The organism is Actinophytocola sp. (assembly GCF_036402745.1).
In the GTDB taxonomy this organism is placed as follows: Bacteria; Actinomycetota; Actinomycetes; order Mycobacteriales; family Pseudonocardiaceae; genus Actinophytocola.
In genome coordinates this window covers 1-14,776 of record NZ_DASWSJ010000191.1, presented here as the reverse complement: position 1 = coordinate 14,776, position 14,776 = coordinate 1, and the positions used below count along the sequence as shown (strand labels likewise).

15 protein-coding genes are annotated in these 14,776 nt (G+C 74.5%); 5 read left to right on the top strand and 10 right to left on the bottom strand.

Annotated elements, in window-relative coordinates; genetic code table 11:
- Nucleotides 1–71: 71 nt before the first annotated feature.
- From VGD70_RS18460 to VGD70_RS18430, 7 genes are all read right to left on the bottom strand, one after another.
- Complete coding sequence (locus VGD70_RS18460; protein ID WP_331082891.1) at nt 72–1,868, bottom strand: aldehyde ferredoxin oxidoreductase family protein; 1,797 nt, start codon at nt 1,866–1,868, stop codon at nt 72–74.
- 16 nt (nt 1,869–1,884) lie between these two features.
- Nucleotides 1,885–2,730 (bottom strand): NTP transferase domain-containing protein, encoded by an 846-nt coding sequence (locus VGD70_RS18455; RefSeq protein ID WP_331082889.1) that lies wholly within the window; start codon nt 2,728–2,730, stop codon nt 1,885–1,887.
- A 53-nt stretch (nt 2,731–2,783) separates the two neighbouring features.
- Nucleotides 2,784–4,451, bottom strand: a complete 1,668-nt coding sequence (locus VGD70_RS18450) for a sialidase family protein (protein ID WP_331082887.1) — start codon at nt 4,449–4,451, stop codon at nt 2,784–2,786.
- Between the two features lie 151 nt (nt 4,452–4,602).
- Nucleotides 4,603–4,800 carry a hypothetical protein gene (locus VGD70_RS18445; protein WP_331082885.1) on the bottom strand — a complete coding sequence of 66 codons (198 nt, stop codon included), beginning with the start codon at nt 4,798–4,800 and terminating at the stop codon, nt 4,603–4,605.
- Between the two features lie 108 nt (nt 4,801–4,908).
- Nucleotides 4,909–5,841 carry an oxidoreductase gene (locus VGD70_RS18440; RefSeq protein ID WP_331082883.1) on the bottom strand — a complete coding sequence of 311 codons (933 nt, stop codon included), beginning with the start codon at nt 5,839–5,841 and terminating at the stop codon, nt 4,909–4,911.
- Nucleotides 5,842–5,852: 11 nt separating this feature from the next.
- Complete coding sequence (locus VGD70_RS18435) at nt 5,853–6,503, bottom strand: DUF4389 domain-containing protein (protein WP_331082882.1); 651 nt, start codon at nt 6,501–6,503, stop codon at nt 5,853–5,855.
- Nucleotides 6,504–6,617: 114 nt separating this feature from the next.
- Nucleotides 6,618–7,304, bottom strand: a complete 687-nt coding sequence (locus VGD70_RS18430) for a hypothetical protein (RefSeq protein ID WP_331082880.1) — start codon at nt 7,302–7,304, stop codon at nt 6,618–6,620.
- A 120-nt stretch (nt 7,305–7,424) separates the two neighbouring features.
- Here VGD70_RS18430 and VGD70_RS18425 point away from each other — a divergent pair, with 120 nt between their 5' ends.
- Genes VGD70_RS18425 through VGD70_RS18410 form a run of 4 tightly spaced genes read left to right on the top strand, consistent with a single transcriptional unit; the run spans nt 7,425 to nt 10,436 of the window.
- Nucleotides 7,425–8,435, top strand: coding sequence for an FAD:protein FMN transferase (locus VGD70_RS18425; RefSeq protein ID WP_331082878.1), 1,011 nt, complete (start codon nt 7,425–7,427; stop codon nt 8,433–8,435).
- Entirely contained in the window at nt 8,411–8,989 is a 579-nt protein-coding gene (locus tag VGD70_RS18420; RefSeq protein ID WP_331082876.1) for a ferric reductase, read from the top strand. Before VGD70_RS18425 ends, VGD70_RS18420 begins: the two co-directional genes overlap by 25 nt.
- Nucleotides 8,977–10,224, top strand: coding sequence for an NADH-ubiquinone oxidoreductase-F iron-sulfur binding region domain-containing protein (locus VGD70_RS18415; RefSeq protein ID WP_331082874.1), 1,248 nt, complete (start codon nt 8,977–8,979; stop codon nt 10,222–10,224). Before VGD70_RS18420 ends, VGD70_RS18415 begins: the two co-directional genes overlap by 13 nt.
- Nucleotides 10,221–10,436 carry a ferredoxin gene (locus tag VGD70_RS18410; protein WP_331082873.1) on the top strand — a complete coding sequence of 72 codons (216 nt, stop codon included), beginning with the start codon at nt 10,221–10,223 and terminating at the stop codon, nt 10,434–10,436. The genes VGD70_RS18415 and VGD70_RS18410 overlap by 4 nt, the downstream gene beginning before the upstream one ends.
- A 26-nt stretch (nt 10,437–10,462) precedes the next feature.
- Here VGD70_RS18410 and VGD70_RS18405 read toward each other — a convergent pair whose 3' ends face one another.
- Both VGD70_RS18405 and VGD70_RS18400 read right to left on the bottom strand, forming a co-directional pair.
- On the bottom strand, nt 10,463–11,740 hold the full coding sequence (locus tag VGD70_RS18405; RefSeq protein ID WP_331082871.1) for a HAMP domain-containing sensor histidine kinase: 1,278 nt from the start codon (nt 11,738–11,740) through the stop codon (nt 10,463–10,465).
- An 11-nt stretch (nt 11,741–11,751) separates the two neighbouring features.
- Nucleotides 11,752–12,435 carry a response regulator transcription factor gene (locus tag VGD70_RS18400; RefSeq protein ID WP_331082869.1) on the bottom strand — a complete coding sequence of 228 codons (684 nt, stop codon included), beginning with the start codon at nt 12,433–12,435 and terminating at the stop codon, nt 11,752–11,754.
- Nucleotides 12,436–12,525: 90 nt separating this feature from the next.
- On the opposite strand from VGD70_RS18400, the gene VGD70_RS18395 reads away from it, so the two are divergent.
- Entirely contained in the window at nt 12,526–13,044 is a 519-nt protein-coding gene (locus VGD70_RS18395; protein ID WP_331082867.1) for a hypothetical protein, read from the top strand.
- A 4-nt stretch (nt 13,045–13,048) separates the two neighbouring features.
- On the opposite strand, the gene VGD70_RS18390 is transcribed toward VGD70_RS18395, so the two are convergent.
- The coding region (locus tag VGD70_RS18390) for a copper resistance protein CopC (protein ID WP_331082865.1) at nt 13,049–14,776 on the bottom strand (1,728 nt) is incomplete at its 5' end.

Sequence of the window (14,776 nt, the reverse complement as noted above, 5' to 3'; positions counted from 1 at the left end):
TAGCTCCGTCCCTCTCGACATTGCATACAGCATACCGTCGCGGCTCCCAGCAGGTGAGCCCGACGCTAGGCCTACAGGTGAAGATCCGCCAGATCGGCGTGCGCCACTCTGCCGTCCTGGTCCAAACCGCGTGCTTCGTAGTAGCCGGCGACCATCGAGCGGAGCCGGGCCGCGGTGAGCGTGGCGGTGCGCCCGGACGCCAGTTCGAGCGGGGTCTCGAGCATGCGGACGGGCAGGGTGTCGTCGCCCGCGGTGGCGCCTTCGCGCAGGTTGAACGCCCGCTTGGCCCGGACGATCCGCGTGGCGGCGGACCGCAGCTCGGCCGCGTCCAGGTCCCAGCCGGTGACCAGCGCCAGCAGCGTGGCCCACTCGGTGAAGGGGTCGTCGAACACGCCGCGGAGGAACTTGCACAAGATCATCGAGTCCATGACCGCGGCCCGGTCCTCGGTGTCGACCGCGGCGGCGACATGGGCCGACCCACCGTCGAGCCGGTCGAGGTCGCCGGACAGGTCGGCCTCGTAGGCCCCGGACCGGTTGTGGTCGGCACCCCGCGCGTTGACCGCGAGCCCGAGCGCCATCGACTGCAGGCTGCGCGGCTCGTAGCCGGGCAGCTCCATGCCCTTGACCTGCGGCGCGAAGTCGATCGAGCGGTGGCCGACGACGTGGGCCGCGTGCCGGGACCCGTGGGCGAGCAGCTCGCCCAGCCCGGGCGCCCTGGTGCCGATCTCGTTCAGCGCCCGCAGCAGCGACGCGCCGTCGCCGAAGCGCAGCCATGGCGCGTCGATGAGCCCGCGCTCGACGCATTCCATGGCCCAGGCGATCGTGCCGCCCGCGGAGATGGTGTCGATGCCGAGCTCGTCGCAGCGCGCGCTCGCGGCGAACACGTCGTCCGGGTCGGACACCCCGCACAGTGGCCCGAGCGCGAACACGTTCTCGTACTCCATGCGCTGGCTGCCGCCGCCCTTGCGCGCGTAGATGTGCTCGCAGCCGATGGAGCAGGAGGCGCAGCTGTTGCGGGCCACGCCGCGCAGCTCGTGCAGCTCCTCGGCCGCGAGCCGGGGCGCGCCGTCGAACGTGGCCGCGGTGAAGTTGCGCGTGGGCAGGGTGCTGACCGCGTTGAACGCCAGCAGGTTCGCGAGCGTCCCGAGCTCGCGGTACTTGGCGGTGGCCGGGCCGAAGCTGCGCTTGCGCAGGTCCCGGGCGGCGGCGAGGACCCCGGCCTGGTCGGCGACGCCGACCTTCGTCGCCGACTTCACGAGCACGGCCTTGAGGTTCTTGGCGCCCAGCACGGCACCGAGCCCGCCCCGCCCGGCGTGCCGGCCGTCGTGGCTGATGGTGGCGTACCGCACGCCACGCTCGCCGGCCGGGCCGATGGCCGCGGTACGCCAGCCCCGCCCGAACCGTTGCCGCGCAACGGTCTCCGCCTCGGCGGCCGGCAGCCCGGCGAGCTCCGGCGCGGGCTCGAGGCGCGCGCCGGCACCGTCGATGAGCAGCACCGACAGCTCGTCCGCGCGGCCGCGGATCACGATGGCGTCGTGCCCGGTGAGCTTGCCGGCGATGGCGAACTGGCTGGAGGCGAGCGCGTCGGTGAGCAGCCCCGTGAGCGGCGACTTGGCCACGACGGCGAACTTCGCGCTGGTGGTGAGCGGCGTGCCCACGAGCGAGGAGAACACGAACGCCAGCGGCGCTTCCGGGGCCAGCGGGTCGACCCGCGGTGGCGCGAGGCGGTGCATGAGCCAGGTGCCCAGGCCGACGCCGCCGAGGTAGGACCGCAGCACCCGCTCCTCGAGCTCGAACGGGGTGCCGGTCGCGTCCCGGCCGCCGACGTCGACGATCAGCGCTCGTCCGAAGAAGCCACCCGCCGCCATACCCCGACTGTAAGCCTCAGCCGCCCGCGTCCGCCGACAGGAAGGCGACGGTGTCCCCCGCGACGAGCGGCCACCGCCCGTCCCTGGTCACCTGGTCGCCGTTGAGCGCGGCCACCACGTGCCGGTCCAGGGTGAGCCCGACCGCCTCCGCGGCCTCCCCGATCGTCGCGGCCCGCACGCCGTGCGGCCGGTGCCCGCCGCCCTTGGCGAGCGCGCCGAACCGCTCGACCACGACCTCCGGCGGCTTCTGCTCCCGCGCCGCCGCGTAGTCCTCCGGCGTGTTGACGTTCACCACCGACGCCAGCCCCGGGTCGAGCCCGGCCAGCGCGGCGTCGTCGAGCAGCTGCGCGTCGTCGAGCTGGGTCACCGCGCAGTGCTTGAAGATCATGCCCGGCCGCAGGTTGCCCCGCGCCAGGAGATCGGCGACCAGGCCCGCCAGCGCCGTCCGGTAGCCGGCCGCCAGCGGCTGCCGGAAGCCCCGCGCCACCGGCAGGACGACGTCGACGCCGTCGGTCAGCCCGCGCAGCACCCGCCGGACGAAGGCGGGGTGCAGGAACGGCAGGTCCGTGGAGCAGACGAACGCGGCACCGGCCCGGTCGGCCACCGCGGCGAGCCCCGCGGCCAGGCCCTGCATCGGGCCCAGCCCCTCGACGGGATCCTCGACGACCGCGACCCCGGCGGGCAGCGCCGGCAGCCGCTGCCCCGGGGCCGCGACGACGATGACGGGCCCGTCGACCGTCCGGGCCAGGACCGCGGCGGCGCGGTAGAGCAAGGTCGAGCCGTGCCACTCGAGCCCGGCCTTCGGCTCGCCCATCCGAGTGGAGCGCCCGCCCGCAAGCACGACACCCGCCGCAGTCTGCACCAGGCAATGCTAAGCCCGGTGGGTCGTCGGGCCGGCCCACCGGGCTCGGCGGCCTACCGGGTCGGGATCGACTCGACGTCGACCATCACGTCGGACTGCTGGTTGGGCGGGTTGTTGCCCGGGGTGTTCGGCTCGGCGAACCGGGCGTCGGTCCAGCACGGGATCGCGACCCCCCGGCCGGTGTCGAGCCCGTTGTAGTCACCGATGAAGATGCCGAGCCGGAACGCCAGGTCGGGGTTCCACGCCTGCTCGGACACGCGCCGGGTGCCGAAGCTCGACCCGTTGTCGGTCGACACCGACAGCGAGGTGTCGATCAGCTTCGGGCCGCTGTAGCGCCGGTCGTAGTAGGCGACCGCGACGACGCCGTCCGGCGCGACCGACAGCCACGGGAACCACTGGTCGTCGACCGAGCTCCTGGTGAGGTCGAGGGGCCGGCTCCACCCGCGGCCACCGTTGGTCGAGGTGGTCACGAACACGTCGGTGTTGGTGTCGGCAGCGGTGCCGTTGCGGTTGTCGGCGAAGGTGAGGTAGAGCTGCCCGGTGCGGGGGTTGATGTCGAGGTTGCCGGCGGCGTTGACCCGCGCGCACATCAGGTCGAGCGACTGGCTGCCCTGGCAGACCGGGTACTTGTCGGCGCCGTCGAACACGTCGGTGACGAACCGCGGCGGGTCCCAGGTCGCGCCGCCGGTGGTCGAGCGCGCCACGAGGTACTGGCTCTTCACCCGGCTGTCGACGTTGAAGTTCTGGAACGCGACGGACAGGGTGCCGTTGCGCGGGTCGACCACCGGGACCGAGAACTGGTCCTCGTCGCACGCGCCGTCCGCGTCGCCGGTCTGGAACGCGCACGACGGTGCCGTGCCGGAGACCTCGGTCGGTGCGGACCAGTGCCGGCCCTGGTCGTCGGAGTAGGCGACCACGATCGGCGAGTCGACGAACCCGGTGCCGCCCTCGTCGAAGTCGAACCGGGTCCAGGTGACGTAGAGCCGGTCCGGGCTCACGAGCCCCTGGTCGGTGCCGGGCACCAGCGCGGCGCCGGCCGGCCGGCGGCCCGCGGTCATCCACTCCTTGTCGTGGAAGATCCGGCAGTCGGCCGGGCCGCCGTTGTGCGCCACGATCCCGTCGCCGGGGGTGATCCCGGCGCCTGCCGGCACATCCGCGACCGGCGCCGTCCAGGTGACACCGCCGTCGGTGGAGCGGCTCACCGCGACGTAGGAGTCGCAGTTGGCGCGCCCGAAGGCGATGAAGGACGCGTAGGCCACGCCGGCCCGGTCGAACGTGAGGACCGGGTCGCCGGTGCCGTACATGGACCGGTCGGGGGTCGTGACCTGGCGGGCGTGCCCGCTGTGCGGCCAGGTGTGGCCGCCGTCGAAGGACACGTAGATGCCCATGGTCGCGTCGACCGCGGGCTCGTAGTCGTTGGACCCGGCGATGACGTTCTTCGGGTCGGTCGGGTTGATCGCGACCGCTGTCTCGTTCGCCGGGAACCCGGCGCCGCTGCCGAACTGGTCGCTCGGGTTGGCCTTGTTGTCCCCGTTGGCCTGGATGTCATCGGACGCGACCCGCGCGGCGACCCGGCTGTTCGCCTCGGTGGTCACCCCCTTGTCGGCCATCATCAGGTCCCGGTCGGCGACGCCGGACAGGGGCGGCCGCCCGGGCGCCGGCTGGTAGCCGAACCGACCCGATGGCGCCGCCTGGGACGTCGTGCCGGTCAGGGTCAGCACGGCCCCGACCAGTGTGAGGACGGCCCCAGCCGTCCACAGCCGACTCGTTTTCATTTGCCACTTCACCTCGTGATGGACGAAAATGCGGCTGGCACAGCGGACCCGCGCGGAAGCTACCCTCTGGTGGACGGCCTAGTCCATAGACCTTTGGCTACCCGCTACCGGCGTTCATGCCGCCGCCCGGCTCCGGGGAGCCGGCCCCGCCGGCCTCGGCATTCCCCCGGGCCCTTTTCGCCGCGGAACTGATGTCGTGACCGGTGACGGGGCGCCGCCGCCGCTTGAGGTCGAACACGACACCCCAGACCACGAGAGCGACGAGCGGAACGAACAAGAGGAGCAATGCGTTCATGATGCACGCCTTTCGGAGAATTCTGCCGCTACCCTTTACCGAGTTCCGCACCGCATTTCTCGCGACGCACAAATCGACTGCGTTGTCGTCCGGTGGGAAATGCTTCGCTCAGCCCGCTTTGCCGCGCGGTGCCGCGAACGTGAACGGGACGCCGGTGAGCCGCGCGCTTTCCTCCCACAACCGCTTCGCCACCGCGGGGTCCTGCGCGCGCGTCGAGACCCGGGCGCGCACGGGCGGGCCGCTCATCCCGGCGAAACCAGCCGGCCCCCAGTAGCTGCCGCTCTCCGCGGCGGGGTCGGTGGCCGCGCGGAGGACGGGAAGGGCGCCGTCGTGAGGCTTCATGCCGACCAGGGTGCTGACGAACCTGGCCACGGCCCCCGACGTCCGCCCGAGGTCCGTCGCGGTCCAGCCGGGGTGGGCGGCGGTCACGCACAGGCCCGAGCCCGCGGCCGCGAGGCGCCGCCGCAGTTCCAGCGCGAACATCATGTTCGCGAGCTTGCTCTGCGCGTACGCCGCCCCGGGCGCATACCGGCGCCGCTCCCAGTTGAGGTCGTCGAGGTCGATCCGCCCGTCGCGCTGGGCCATGCTCGCGACCACGACCACCCGCGAGCCCGGCGTTCGTTCCAGCAGCGGGAGAAGCCGCCCGGTGAGCGCGTAGTGGCCGAGGTGGTTCGTCCCGAACTGGAGCTCGAACCCCTGCCGCGTGCGTCCCAGCGGCGGCACCATGACTCCCGCGTTGTCGACGAGAAGGTCGAGCCGGTCCGTGTCCACCGCGGTGTCCAGCGCGGTGCCGAACGCGGCCACCGAGTCGAGGTCGGCGAGGTCGAGCGGCGCGAACGTCGCCGTCCCCTGCGGCTTCCCGGCGCGAATGGTGGCCGCGGCCGACTCCCCCTTCTCGGGGTCTCGGCACGCGAGCACCACCCGCGCCCCCTTCCGCGCGAGCATCCGCGCCGTCTCGAAGCCGATGCCCGAGTTGGCCCCGGTGACGACCGCCGTGCGGCCGGTCTGGTCGGGGATGTCGTCGAAGGTCCAGCCCGTCATGGTCGACCGGGTCAGACCGGCATCGGGCGCTCGGCCGGCCCGGGGGTGGCCGGCTCGGCCGGACCCGTCGGCCTGCTGGGCTCCTCGCCGCCGAGGTCGAGCCGGAAGGGCGGGTAGCGGTCGGTCATCAGCGCCGCGTAACCGACGACCCGCAGCGCCCAGCGGCTGAACCCGACCAGGAGGTCGAACAGCGGGCGCGGGTAGGAGCCGGTGACGGCCAGCACGATCCCCGTGACCAGGACGATGAGCCCGACCACGCTGCCGCCCATGGCCCAGCCGGTCTCGCCGAGCCGCCAGCTGAACCAGGTGCCGCCGCTGAACAGGATGGCGAGGATGAGGTAGTGCGGAAGGGCGAGCAGCCACCACTTGACGAGCGCGAGCCCGCGGGAGAGGTGCGCGGGGTAGGCGATGTCGAGGCGGGCCGGGTAGTCGGGCTCCTCGCCGAGGGAGAACGGCGGGTAGCGGTCGGTGCCCAGCGCGGAGTAGGCGTAGAAGCCGACGCGCCAGCTCCACCGCAGCACGCCGAGGTTGAAGTCGAAGAGCGCACGCGGATACCGCCCGGTGATGACGATCGCGACGAGCGCGAAAAGGCTCGACAGCCAGAAAGCGACCCACAGGGCGAGCAGAATCAACGCGTGCGGCACGAGCAGAAGCCATTTCACCAGCCACAGCCAGCGAGACAGCGGAGTGTCCAAACGGGCCCGTACTTGCACGGGATAGGCCTCGGACGGTGGCATGTGCGCTGGTGGGATTTTCTGAGCCATGGGCGATCAGCCTCAATCCGTACAATGTACAGTTACTGTACGCGGTCCGGCGACCAGCGCATAGTAAAGCAGGAAATGCCGGATATTCTCACGAACGGTGACCGGGTGGGCACAGGGAAATTCCGGCCGGATATCCGGGCAGCACCGGCTGAATTTTGGTAAAACCGCACCAGCGGCCTCGAAGCAGGCCCTGGGATCGATCACCGGCCTGGGCTCCCGCACCGACGCGGCCTTCGGCAGCTCGTACGCGACCGCGTTCGTCGCCGGTGCCGTGGCGCGGCGGACCAACGGACGGGCGCAGCCATGCTTGTCGGTCGCTTTGCCTTTGCTTAGCGTTCGGGGCGCCGGACGCTGCTTACGTTCCGCACGACGCGGAGCGAAAGGACAGTGATCGACGATGCGGCACTCCCCGACCCGGCGCACGGTGACCACGATCGTGGTCGGGGCGGCGACCGCCGTGGCGTCGAGCGGCGCCGCCGTCGCGACGGGCGTGCTGGCGATGGGGATGGCCGAACCCGTGCCGCCCCCGGCCGCCGCTCCCACCACCCCGCCACCGACGTCGAGCGTCGTGCCCACCACCCGGCTGCTCACCCCACCGCCCGCCCCGCCCGGTCCCAAGCCGACCCCGAAGCCGCCGGCGACCGGCGAAAACCCGCCGCCCGCAAGGAATCCCGCCCCGCCGCCGCGGGTCACGGCCACCCCGCCACCGGCCCCACCGCTACCACCGGCGGCAGCCCCGCCGCCCCCGCCGCCACCGCCACCCACGACGACGGGTGGGTCGTGAGCGCCCCCGCCACCCCCCACGACGACGGATGGGTCGTGCGCGAGCGTGCGGGCGACGATGGACAGCCCGACTTCGAGCATCTCCACGCGGCCCGGGACGCTGCCCCGCTGGCGGCGAGCTTCGCCGTGTGGGGCATGACGGCGACCGTCGTGCTGGCCGACGGCGCGGGGCTCTCCGACGCGGTCGCGGTCGTGCGGGACGTGGTCGCCGCCGTCGACGCGGCGGCCAGCCGGTTCCGGGCGGACTCCGAGCTCGCGGCCGTCAACCGGGCGCCGGGGAGGTGGGTGCCGGTGTCCCCGCTGGCGGTCGAGCTGGTCGATGCCGCGCTGCGGGCCGCCGACGAGTCCGGTGGCGCGGTCGACCCGACGCTCGGCTCGGAGCTGCGGGCCCTGGGCTACGACCGGAACCTCGCGCCGACCGGCGCCGACCAGCCCTACCTGCGGGTCGTCCGGGTGGGACCCCGCTGGCGGGAGGTCGACCTGGACCGCGCGGGACACCGGGTGCGGGTGCCGGCCGGAGTCGAGCTCGACCTCGGCGCCAGTGCCAAGGCCGTGGCCGCGGACCGGGCCGCCGGCCGCGTGCACCGGGTGCTGGGTGGGCCGGTCCTCGTCGGCATCGGGGGCGATATCGCGGTCGCGGGATGCGGGCGGCGGCGGACCTTTCCCGTGCGGCTGGCCGAGGATCACCGGGATACCGCCGGGCCGGTCGTGTGGGTCGGCGACGGCGGGATCGCCACGTCCACCACGAGCCTGCGGCGCTGGACGGACCTCGGGCAGGTGCGCCACCACCTGCTCGACCCGTGGACGGGCCTGCCCGCGGTGGGCCCGGTCCGCACGGTCACCGTCGCGGCCGCCGACTGCCTGGCGGCCAACACCGCCACCACCGCCACCATCGCCCTCGGCCACGACGGCCCGCGCTGGCTCGCCGCCACCGGCCTGCCCGCGCGCCTCGTCAGCGCGGCCGGAACCGCGGACGACACCGCGGCCGGGACCGTGGCGGGCGCCGTGCGCGCGGTGAACGGATGGCCGGAGGCCCCGCCGTGCTGACGCTCATCGCCGATCCGAAGGGGCTCTGGTATCTCAACCGGGCCTCCGGCGGGGTGCTCCTCGTCGTCTGGACCGCGGCGATCGTCCTCGGCCAGCTCGCGGCCGTCCGCTCGGCACGCGCCACGCTGCCCCGGTTCGCCTGGCTGGAGCTGCATCGCAACCTCGTCGTCGTCGGGGTGTTCGTGCTCGTCGTCCACGTGGCGACGGCCGTTCTCGACGACTACGTGGACATCGGCGTGGCGGACGTCGTCCTGCCGTTTCGCACGCACTACCAACCCTTCTGGCTCGGGTTGGGCGCGCTGGCCGCCGACCTCGCGATCGTCATCGTGGTCACCACGACGCTGCGGCACCGGATCCCGCGCGTCTGGGCGGTCGTGCACCGCGCCGCCTACGCGCTGTGGCCGCTGGCCGTCGGGCACGGCGTGGGCATCGGCACCGACGCCAGCACCGTGCCCCTGTCGGTCGGCAGCGTCGCGGTGGTCGCGGCAGCGGGCGGGGCCCGGCTCCTGCTCGTGGCGCGGGAGCGGAACAGGGAGCACCGGTGGGCGCCGTGACGGGGACGACCTACCGCACGGACCTCAGCCCCCGGCTCCTGGCCGGGTTCCGCGACGACGACCGCCCGCTGACCCTCGCCGAGCACGAGCGGACACACGGCCCGCCGCCGCGCGCCGGCGGGCGCGACGGGCTCGTGCGGCTGGCCGCCTCGGTCGGGCTGCGTGGCCGGGGCGGCGCCGCCTACCCGCTCGCGGCCAAGCTCGCCGCGGTGTCCCGGCGGCGCGGTCCCGCGGTGGTGGTGGTCAACGGCGCGGAGAGCGAGCCCGCGTCGTACAAGGACGCCGTGCTCCTGGCCGGCAACCCACACCTGGTGCTCGACGGCGCGATGCTCGCCGCGGCGGCTCTCGGCGCCGGGGAGGTCGTGGTGTGGCTGCACGACGAGTCCGACCCGGTCCGGCGCGCGATCGAGGAGCGGGCGGACCCCGTGTCCACGCGGATCGCGCACGCCCCGGCGGGCTACGTCACCGGGCAGTCCTCGGCGCTCACGAACCACCTGTCCCGCGGTCGCGCGGTGCCGACCCCGACGCCACCGCACGCCACCGAGCGCGGGGTCGCGGGCCGGCCGACGCTGGTGTCCAACGCCGAGACCCTCGCCCACCTGGCGCTGCTGGCCCGCCGCGGCGCCGCCTGGTTCCGGTCCGTCGGCACCGACGACGAGCCGGGCACGACCCTGATCACGGTGACCGGCGCGGTACGCAGGACCCTCGTCCGCGAGGTGGCCTTCGGGACCCCGCTCGGCGAGGTGGTGCCCGCGGGCGAGCTGGTCGAACCGCCGGCCGCGGTCCTCGTCGGCGGCTACGCGGGCACCTGGCTGCCGTGGCCGTTCGCCCGCACGGTCGCGCTGTCGGCGCGCGGGCTGCGTGCGGTGTCGGCGCAGCTCGGCGTCGGGATGGTCGCGGTGCTGCCGGCGAGCCGGTGCGGGCTGGCCGAGACGGCGCACCTGGCGACGTGGCTCGCCGGGGAGACGGCCGGGCAGTGCGGGCCGTGCGTGCGCGGGCTGCCCGACATCGCCGCGGCGATGCGCGCGCTGGCCGGCGGCGGCGACCAGGACGTCGTGCGCCGGTTGCACCGGTGGACGGGCATGGTCGCCGGTCGTGGGCTCTGCCATCACCCGGACGGGGTGTCGCGGCTCGTGCGGTCCGCGCTCCGCGCGTTCGAGCCGGAGGTGACCCGGCACCTCGCCGGCGAGTGCCGGGCGGCCGCCCGCGGACCGGTGTTCCCGGTGCCGTCGTGAGTCGCCACACGCTGCTGGTGGACTGGTCCCGCTGCACCGGTCACCTGGTGTGCGTTGGCCTGCTGCCCGAGCTGATCGACCCGGACGACTGGGGCTACCCCATGATCCCCGGCGGTCCGCTCCCCGCCCACCTGGTCGGCCACGCCCGCCGCGCGGCGGCCGCCTGCCCCGTCATGGCCCTGCGGCTCGTGCCCGCACCGAGCCGGCGCTGACATCACCGCTGACCTCACCGCTGACCTCACCGCGCCGCCGGGCCCAGCTCCACCTCGATCACCGCACCACCCGCCGCGGACCGGGTCAACCGCACACCCCCACCCGACGACTCCGCCACCCGGCGCACGATGTCCAGACCGAGCCCGGTGGAACCGGCCGCACTCGCGCCCCGCGCGAGAACCTCCGGCCCCGACAGACCAGGCCCCGCGTCGGCGACCCGCAAGCACGCGCCGCCGGCCGGCCGGGGCAGCAGGGTGACGGCGAACGGGGTGCCGTCGGGGGTGTGCGCGAGCACGTTCTCCAGCAGGGCGTCGACCGCGGCGGCGAGCGCGGTCCCGGCCGCGGCCACCGGCAGCGGGCCGGCCGCGAGCCGAAGTTCCATGCGCCGCCCCAGATCCTCGGCCAGCGGGGCCCAGAACCGCACCCGGTCGGCCACCACCGCGGCGGCGTCGCAGCGCGGGGGCGCGGCGCCGTCCGCCGGCCGGCGTGCCTCGGCGATGATCTGCGTCGCCGTGCGTTCGAGGGTGCGCACGAGCGCCACCATCCGGGCGGACTCCCCGGGATCGGCCAGGCCGTGGGCCTCCAGCCGCAGCGCGGTCAGCGGCGTGCGCAGGCGGTGCGACAGGTCGGCGACCGACTCGCGCTCGCGCGCCACCAGCCCGCCGATCCGGTCGGCCAGCAGGTTCAGCGCCGTGCCCACCTCGACGAGCTCGGCCGGCCCGACCGGTCCGACGCGGGCGCCGAGATCGCCCTGCCCGAGGTGGCGGGCCACCGTCGCCAGCGCCCCCACCGGACGCAGCACCCACTTCGCGAACCGGTCGGCCACCACGAACGCGACCACCAGCAGCCCCACCGCCAGCGCGCCGAGGACGACGTAGGCCTGGGTGACACCGCGCCGCAACGCCTCGCCAGGCACCACGGTCCGCACCACCGCCCGGCCGGCCGGGGTCTCGACCGGCACGACGATCTCCTGGTCCGCGCCCACCGTGGTGGTGACCGCCCGGCCCTCCAGCGCGGCGGCCAGCCCGGCGGAGGACGGCAGCGGCGGGCCGACCACCGTGCCGTCCGGCAGCCGCACCGTCGTCGTGATCAGGTCCCGGTCGTACCCGGCCACCACCAGCCGCACCGACTCCGGGTCCCGCAGGACGCCGATCAGGGCCGCCACGTTGCGGGCGTCCGCGGTGCCCTCGGCCATCGCGCGGTCCACCGCGATCTCGCGGACCAGAACCACCAGGGGTATCAGGAAAGCGGCCACCACGATCGATGTCGTGGCGAGCACGGTGAGCGCGAACCTGCGCCGCATGGTCCGCCCCTTCAGGCCTCGGGGTCGACCAGCTTCAGACCGACACCCCGCACGTTGTACAGGTAGCGCGGATGCGCGGCGCTCTCTCCCAGCTTGCGCCGCAACCACGACAGGTGGACGTCGACCGTCTTGTCCGCGCCGCCGTAGGGCTGGTTCCACACCTCTGCGAGCAGCGTCGACTTCGGCACCACCTCCTCCGGCCGCCTGGCCAGGTAGAGGAGCAGGTCGAACTCCTTGCGGGACAACGGCAACGGCTCCCCGTCCAGCCAGGTCAGCCGGCGGCGCGGGTCGATCCGGAGCCGCCCGACGACCACGGGCTCCTCCTGGCCGGACGGCCCGCCCCGGCGCAGCACCGCCCGGATCCGCGCGTTGAGCTGGTCGGGTCCGAACGGCTTGACCACGTAGTCGTCCGCGCCCGCCTCGAGGATCCCCACGATGTCGGCCTCGTCGTCGCGGGCGGTGATGACGATGACGGGCACGGTGCTCACCGCACGCAGCATGCGGAGCACGTCCGTGCCGTCCATGTCGGGCAGGCCGAGGTCGAGCAGCACCAGGTCGGGCGGGTTCGCCACCACGTCCCGCAACCCGGCCATCCCGGTGGCGAGCGCGTGCACCCCGTGCCCACGCTCGGTGAGGGCTCTCGTCAGCGCCAGCCGGATGTCGAGCTCGTCCTCGATGAGCATCAGGTTGGGCACGTCGGCACCGTAGCGGCGGCGGGATGGGAGATCGACAGGCTTGGTGGTGTCTTAACCCTTCCTTGGGGGACCCCGGCGCAGGATGCCGGCATGACGTCACGACCCGGCAGGCGCGCGGCCGTGCTCCTGGCCGGCACCTGGGTGCTCGGTGCCGCCATCGCGATCGCCATCGGATACTTCGCCATCGACCGCGTGGGCCGCGACGTCAACGACCCCACACCCGCGGCCGCGACCGCGCCGGCGGCGAGCCCGGTGACCACTCCGGCGACGACGACGGCGACCACGACGGCCACGACGTCCGCCGCGCCGGCGCCCGGGCCACCACCGAGCCGAACGCACGAGAAGGAGCCGCCGACCACCACGGCCCCGACGGGCGCCGCACCGGCGAGCCGCCCGTTCACGGTGACCGGCGGGGTGGTGGCGGTGAGCTGCTCGGGCAGGACGATCACGCTCCTGTACGCCTATCCCGACGACGGGTTCACGAGCGAGGTCAACCCCGAGGACCGCAAGGTCGAGGTCCAGTTCAAGTCCGCGACCGCGGAGTCGCACCTGACGCTGCGCTGCGTGGCCGGTGCGCCGGTCGCGGCCACGGAGGACGAGGGCCGGTGAGCCGTCATCGGCGCCGCCGGGCGCGGGTGCGGACGACCGTGCCCACGGCGACCGAGCCGGCGAGCAGCGCCAGCACCGCGAGCCAGGTGGTGTACGGGGTGAGCGGCGCCGCGGAGATCCGTACCGGGCGCGCCGGCGTCGTCGGGGGCTGTACCCGCCAGCTGTAGGTGTGCCCGGCGGGCTGGGCGTCGCGCCGCAGGGCGGTGACGGTGATCGCCCACTCGCCGGCCGAGTCCAGGTCCTCGGTGGTGAGCAGGTAGCTCGAGCCGCCGGACGGGATGGCCGTCCGGGTGACCGACTTCCCGGCCGGGCCGCGCAGGGTGACGGTGACGGCCTGGATCGGCGCGGGGGCCGGCCGGCGGGTGTCGTAGACGTCGAGCGCGAGGAAGTTGCGCCCGGGCAGGTTGGGGCGGATCGACAGGGTCTGCACGAGGTCGTGCACGGTCGCGGAGTCGCCGTCCCGCGCCCCGGCCGCGGCCGGGGGCCGCCACAGTGGACCGCTGACCTGGTGGGTCGACACGAGCCCGGCGGTGACCAGCATCGCCAGCGACAGCACGGTCGCCTCGCCGAGCACCACGCGGGCGGACCGCACGCTCGGCCGGGTGCCGCGGCGGGTGGTGCCCCACCGTCTACTGTGGAGGGTGAGCGTGCTGGCGAGGCCGACCAGCGCTGCCAGGCCTGCCAGGCCGGCCTTCACCAGCAGCGTCCGGCCGTAGGTCGAGAGGAGGAGCGCGTCCACCGAGGCGATCTGGCGGCCCGCCAGCAGGACGCCGGTGGCGACGACCACGGTCAGCGCCGCGGTCGCGAGCAGCCCGAACCGGCGCAGCACCACGCGCGTCGCGCGCCGGGCGGCCGGGCCTCGGGCGGTCACCAGCACGACGGCGGCCGCGATGACCGTGCCGCCCCAGGCGAGGGTGGCGAGCACGTGCAGCGCGTCGGTGACCACCCACACCGGCCCGGCCACCGACAGGTGCCCGACCAGCGTCGTGGTGACCGCGGCGGTCCCGGCGAGCGTGCCGGCCGCGACGAACAGCGGGCCCCGGCGCGCCTCGGGGTACCGGGCGGCCACGACCGCGACGGCCGCCATGACCACGAACGCGAACTGCCGCACGAGCCACGGCTGCCCGACGGACGTGGATCCGAGCAGGGCCACCGCGTTGCGCACCGGGTTGCCGTCGAACACGGCGGCCCGCAACAACAACAGCGCCACGCCACCGGCGAAGGCGAGCCCCATGCTCGCGAGGGCGGCCCGCGTCAGCCGGCGCGCGGTCGTGCGCCGGACGCCGGCCGTGACCCCGCCGATCTCGAGCTGGGCCAGCAGGATCAGGCAGCCGATCCAGATGGCCACGCCGAGGTAGACCGCGCCCTGGGTGAGCACCTCGCCCGCGCCGGGCAGCGGGTCGGGCGGGGCGACCACGGAGGACTGCGCGACCGGGCGCTGCACGCCGAACACGAGCGTGCCGGCCGTCGGGTGGAGGTCGTCGCTGGACACCGCGGACCAGGAGACCCGGTAGGTGTCCGCGGCGAGCGCGGGCAGCGGGACCACGAGGGTGGCCGGCCCCCCGCCGCCGTGCTCGACGCGCACCGCCCCGGTCCCGAGCGAGTGCCCGGCACTGTCCACAACGGACACCTTGGTGCCGGTGGGCTCCACCGACTCGGACAGATGCAACTCGAGCACCGACGGCGCCGCCGGGACGGTCGCCCCGTCGCCGGGGTTGCTCCACTCGAGCTC

What these genes read in the sequence shown, in the direction of transcription:
- VGD70_RS18420 (WP_331082876.1), top strand. Translation starts at nt 8,411, where the DNA reads ATGGCCGGAGGCCCCGCCGTGCTGACGCTCATCGCCGATCCGAAGGGG.
- VGD70_RS18440 (WP_331082883.1), bottom strand. Translation starts at nt 5,841, where the DNA reads ATGACGGGCTGGACCTTCGACGACATCCCCGACCAGACCGGCCGCACG.
- VGD70_RS18460 (WP_331082891.1), bottom strand. Translation starts at nt 1,868, where the DNA reads ATGGCGGCGGGTGGCTTCTTCGGACGAGCGCTGATCGTCGACGTCGGC.
- VGD70_RS18405 (WP_331082871.1), bottom strand. Translation starts at nt 11,740, where the DNA reads ATGCGGCGCAGGTTCGCGCTCACCGTGCTCGCCACGACATCGATCGTG.
- VGD70_RS18445 (WP_331082885.1), bottom strand. Translation starts at nt 4,800, where the DNA reads ATGAACGCATTGCTCCTCTTGTTCGTTCCGCTCGTCGCTCTCGTGGTC.
- VGD70_RS18395 (WP_331082867.1), top strand. Translation starts at nt 12,526, where the DNA reads ATGACGTCACGACCCGGCAGGCGCGCGGCCGTGCTCCTGGCCGGCACC.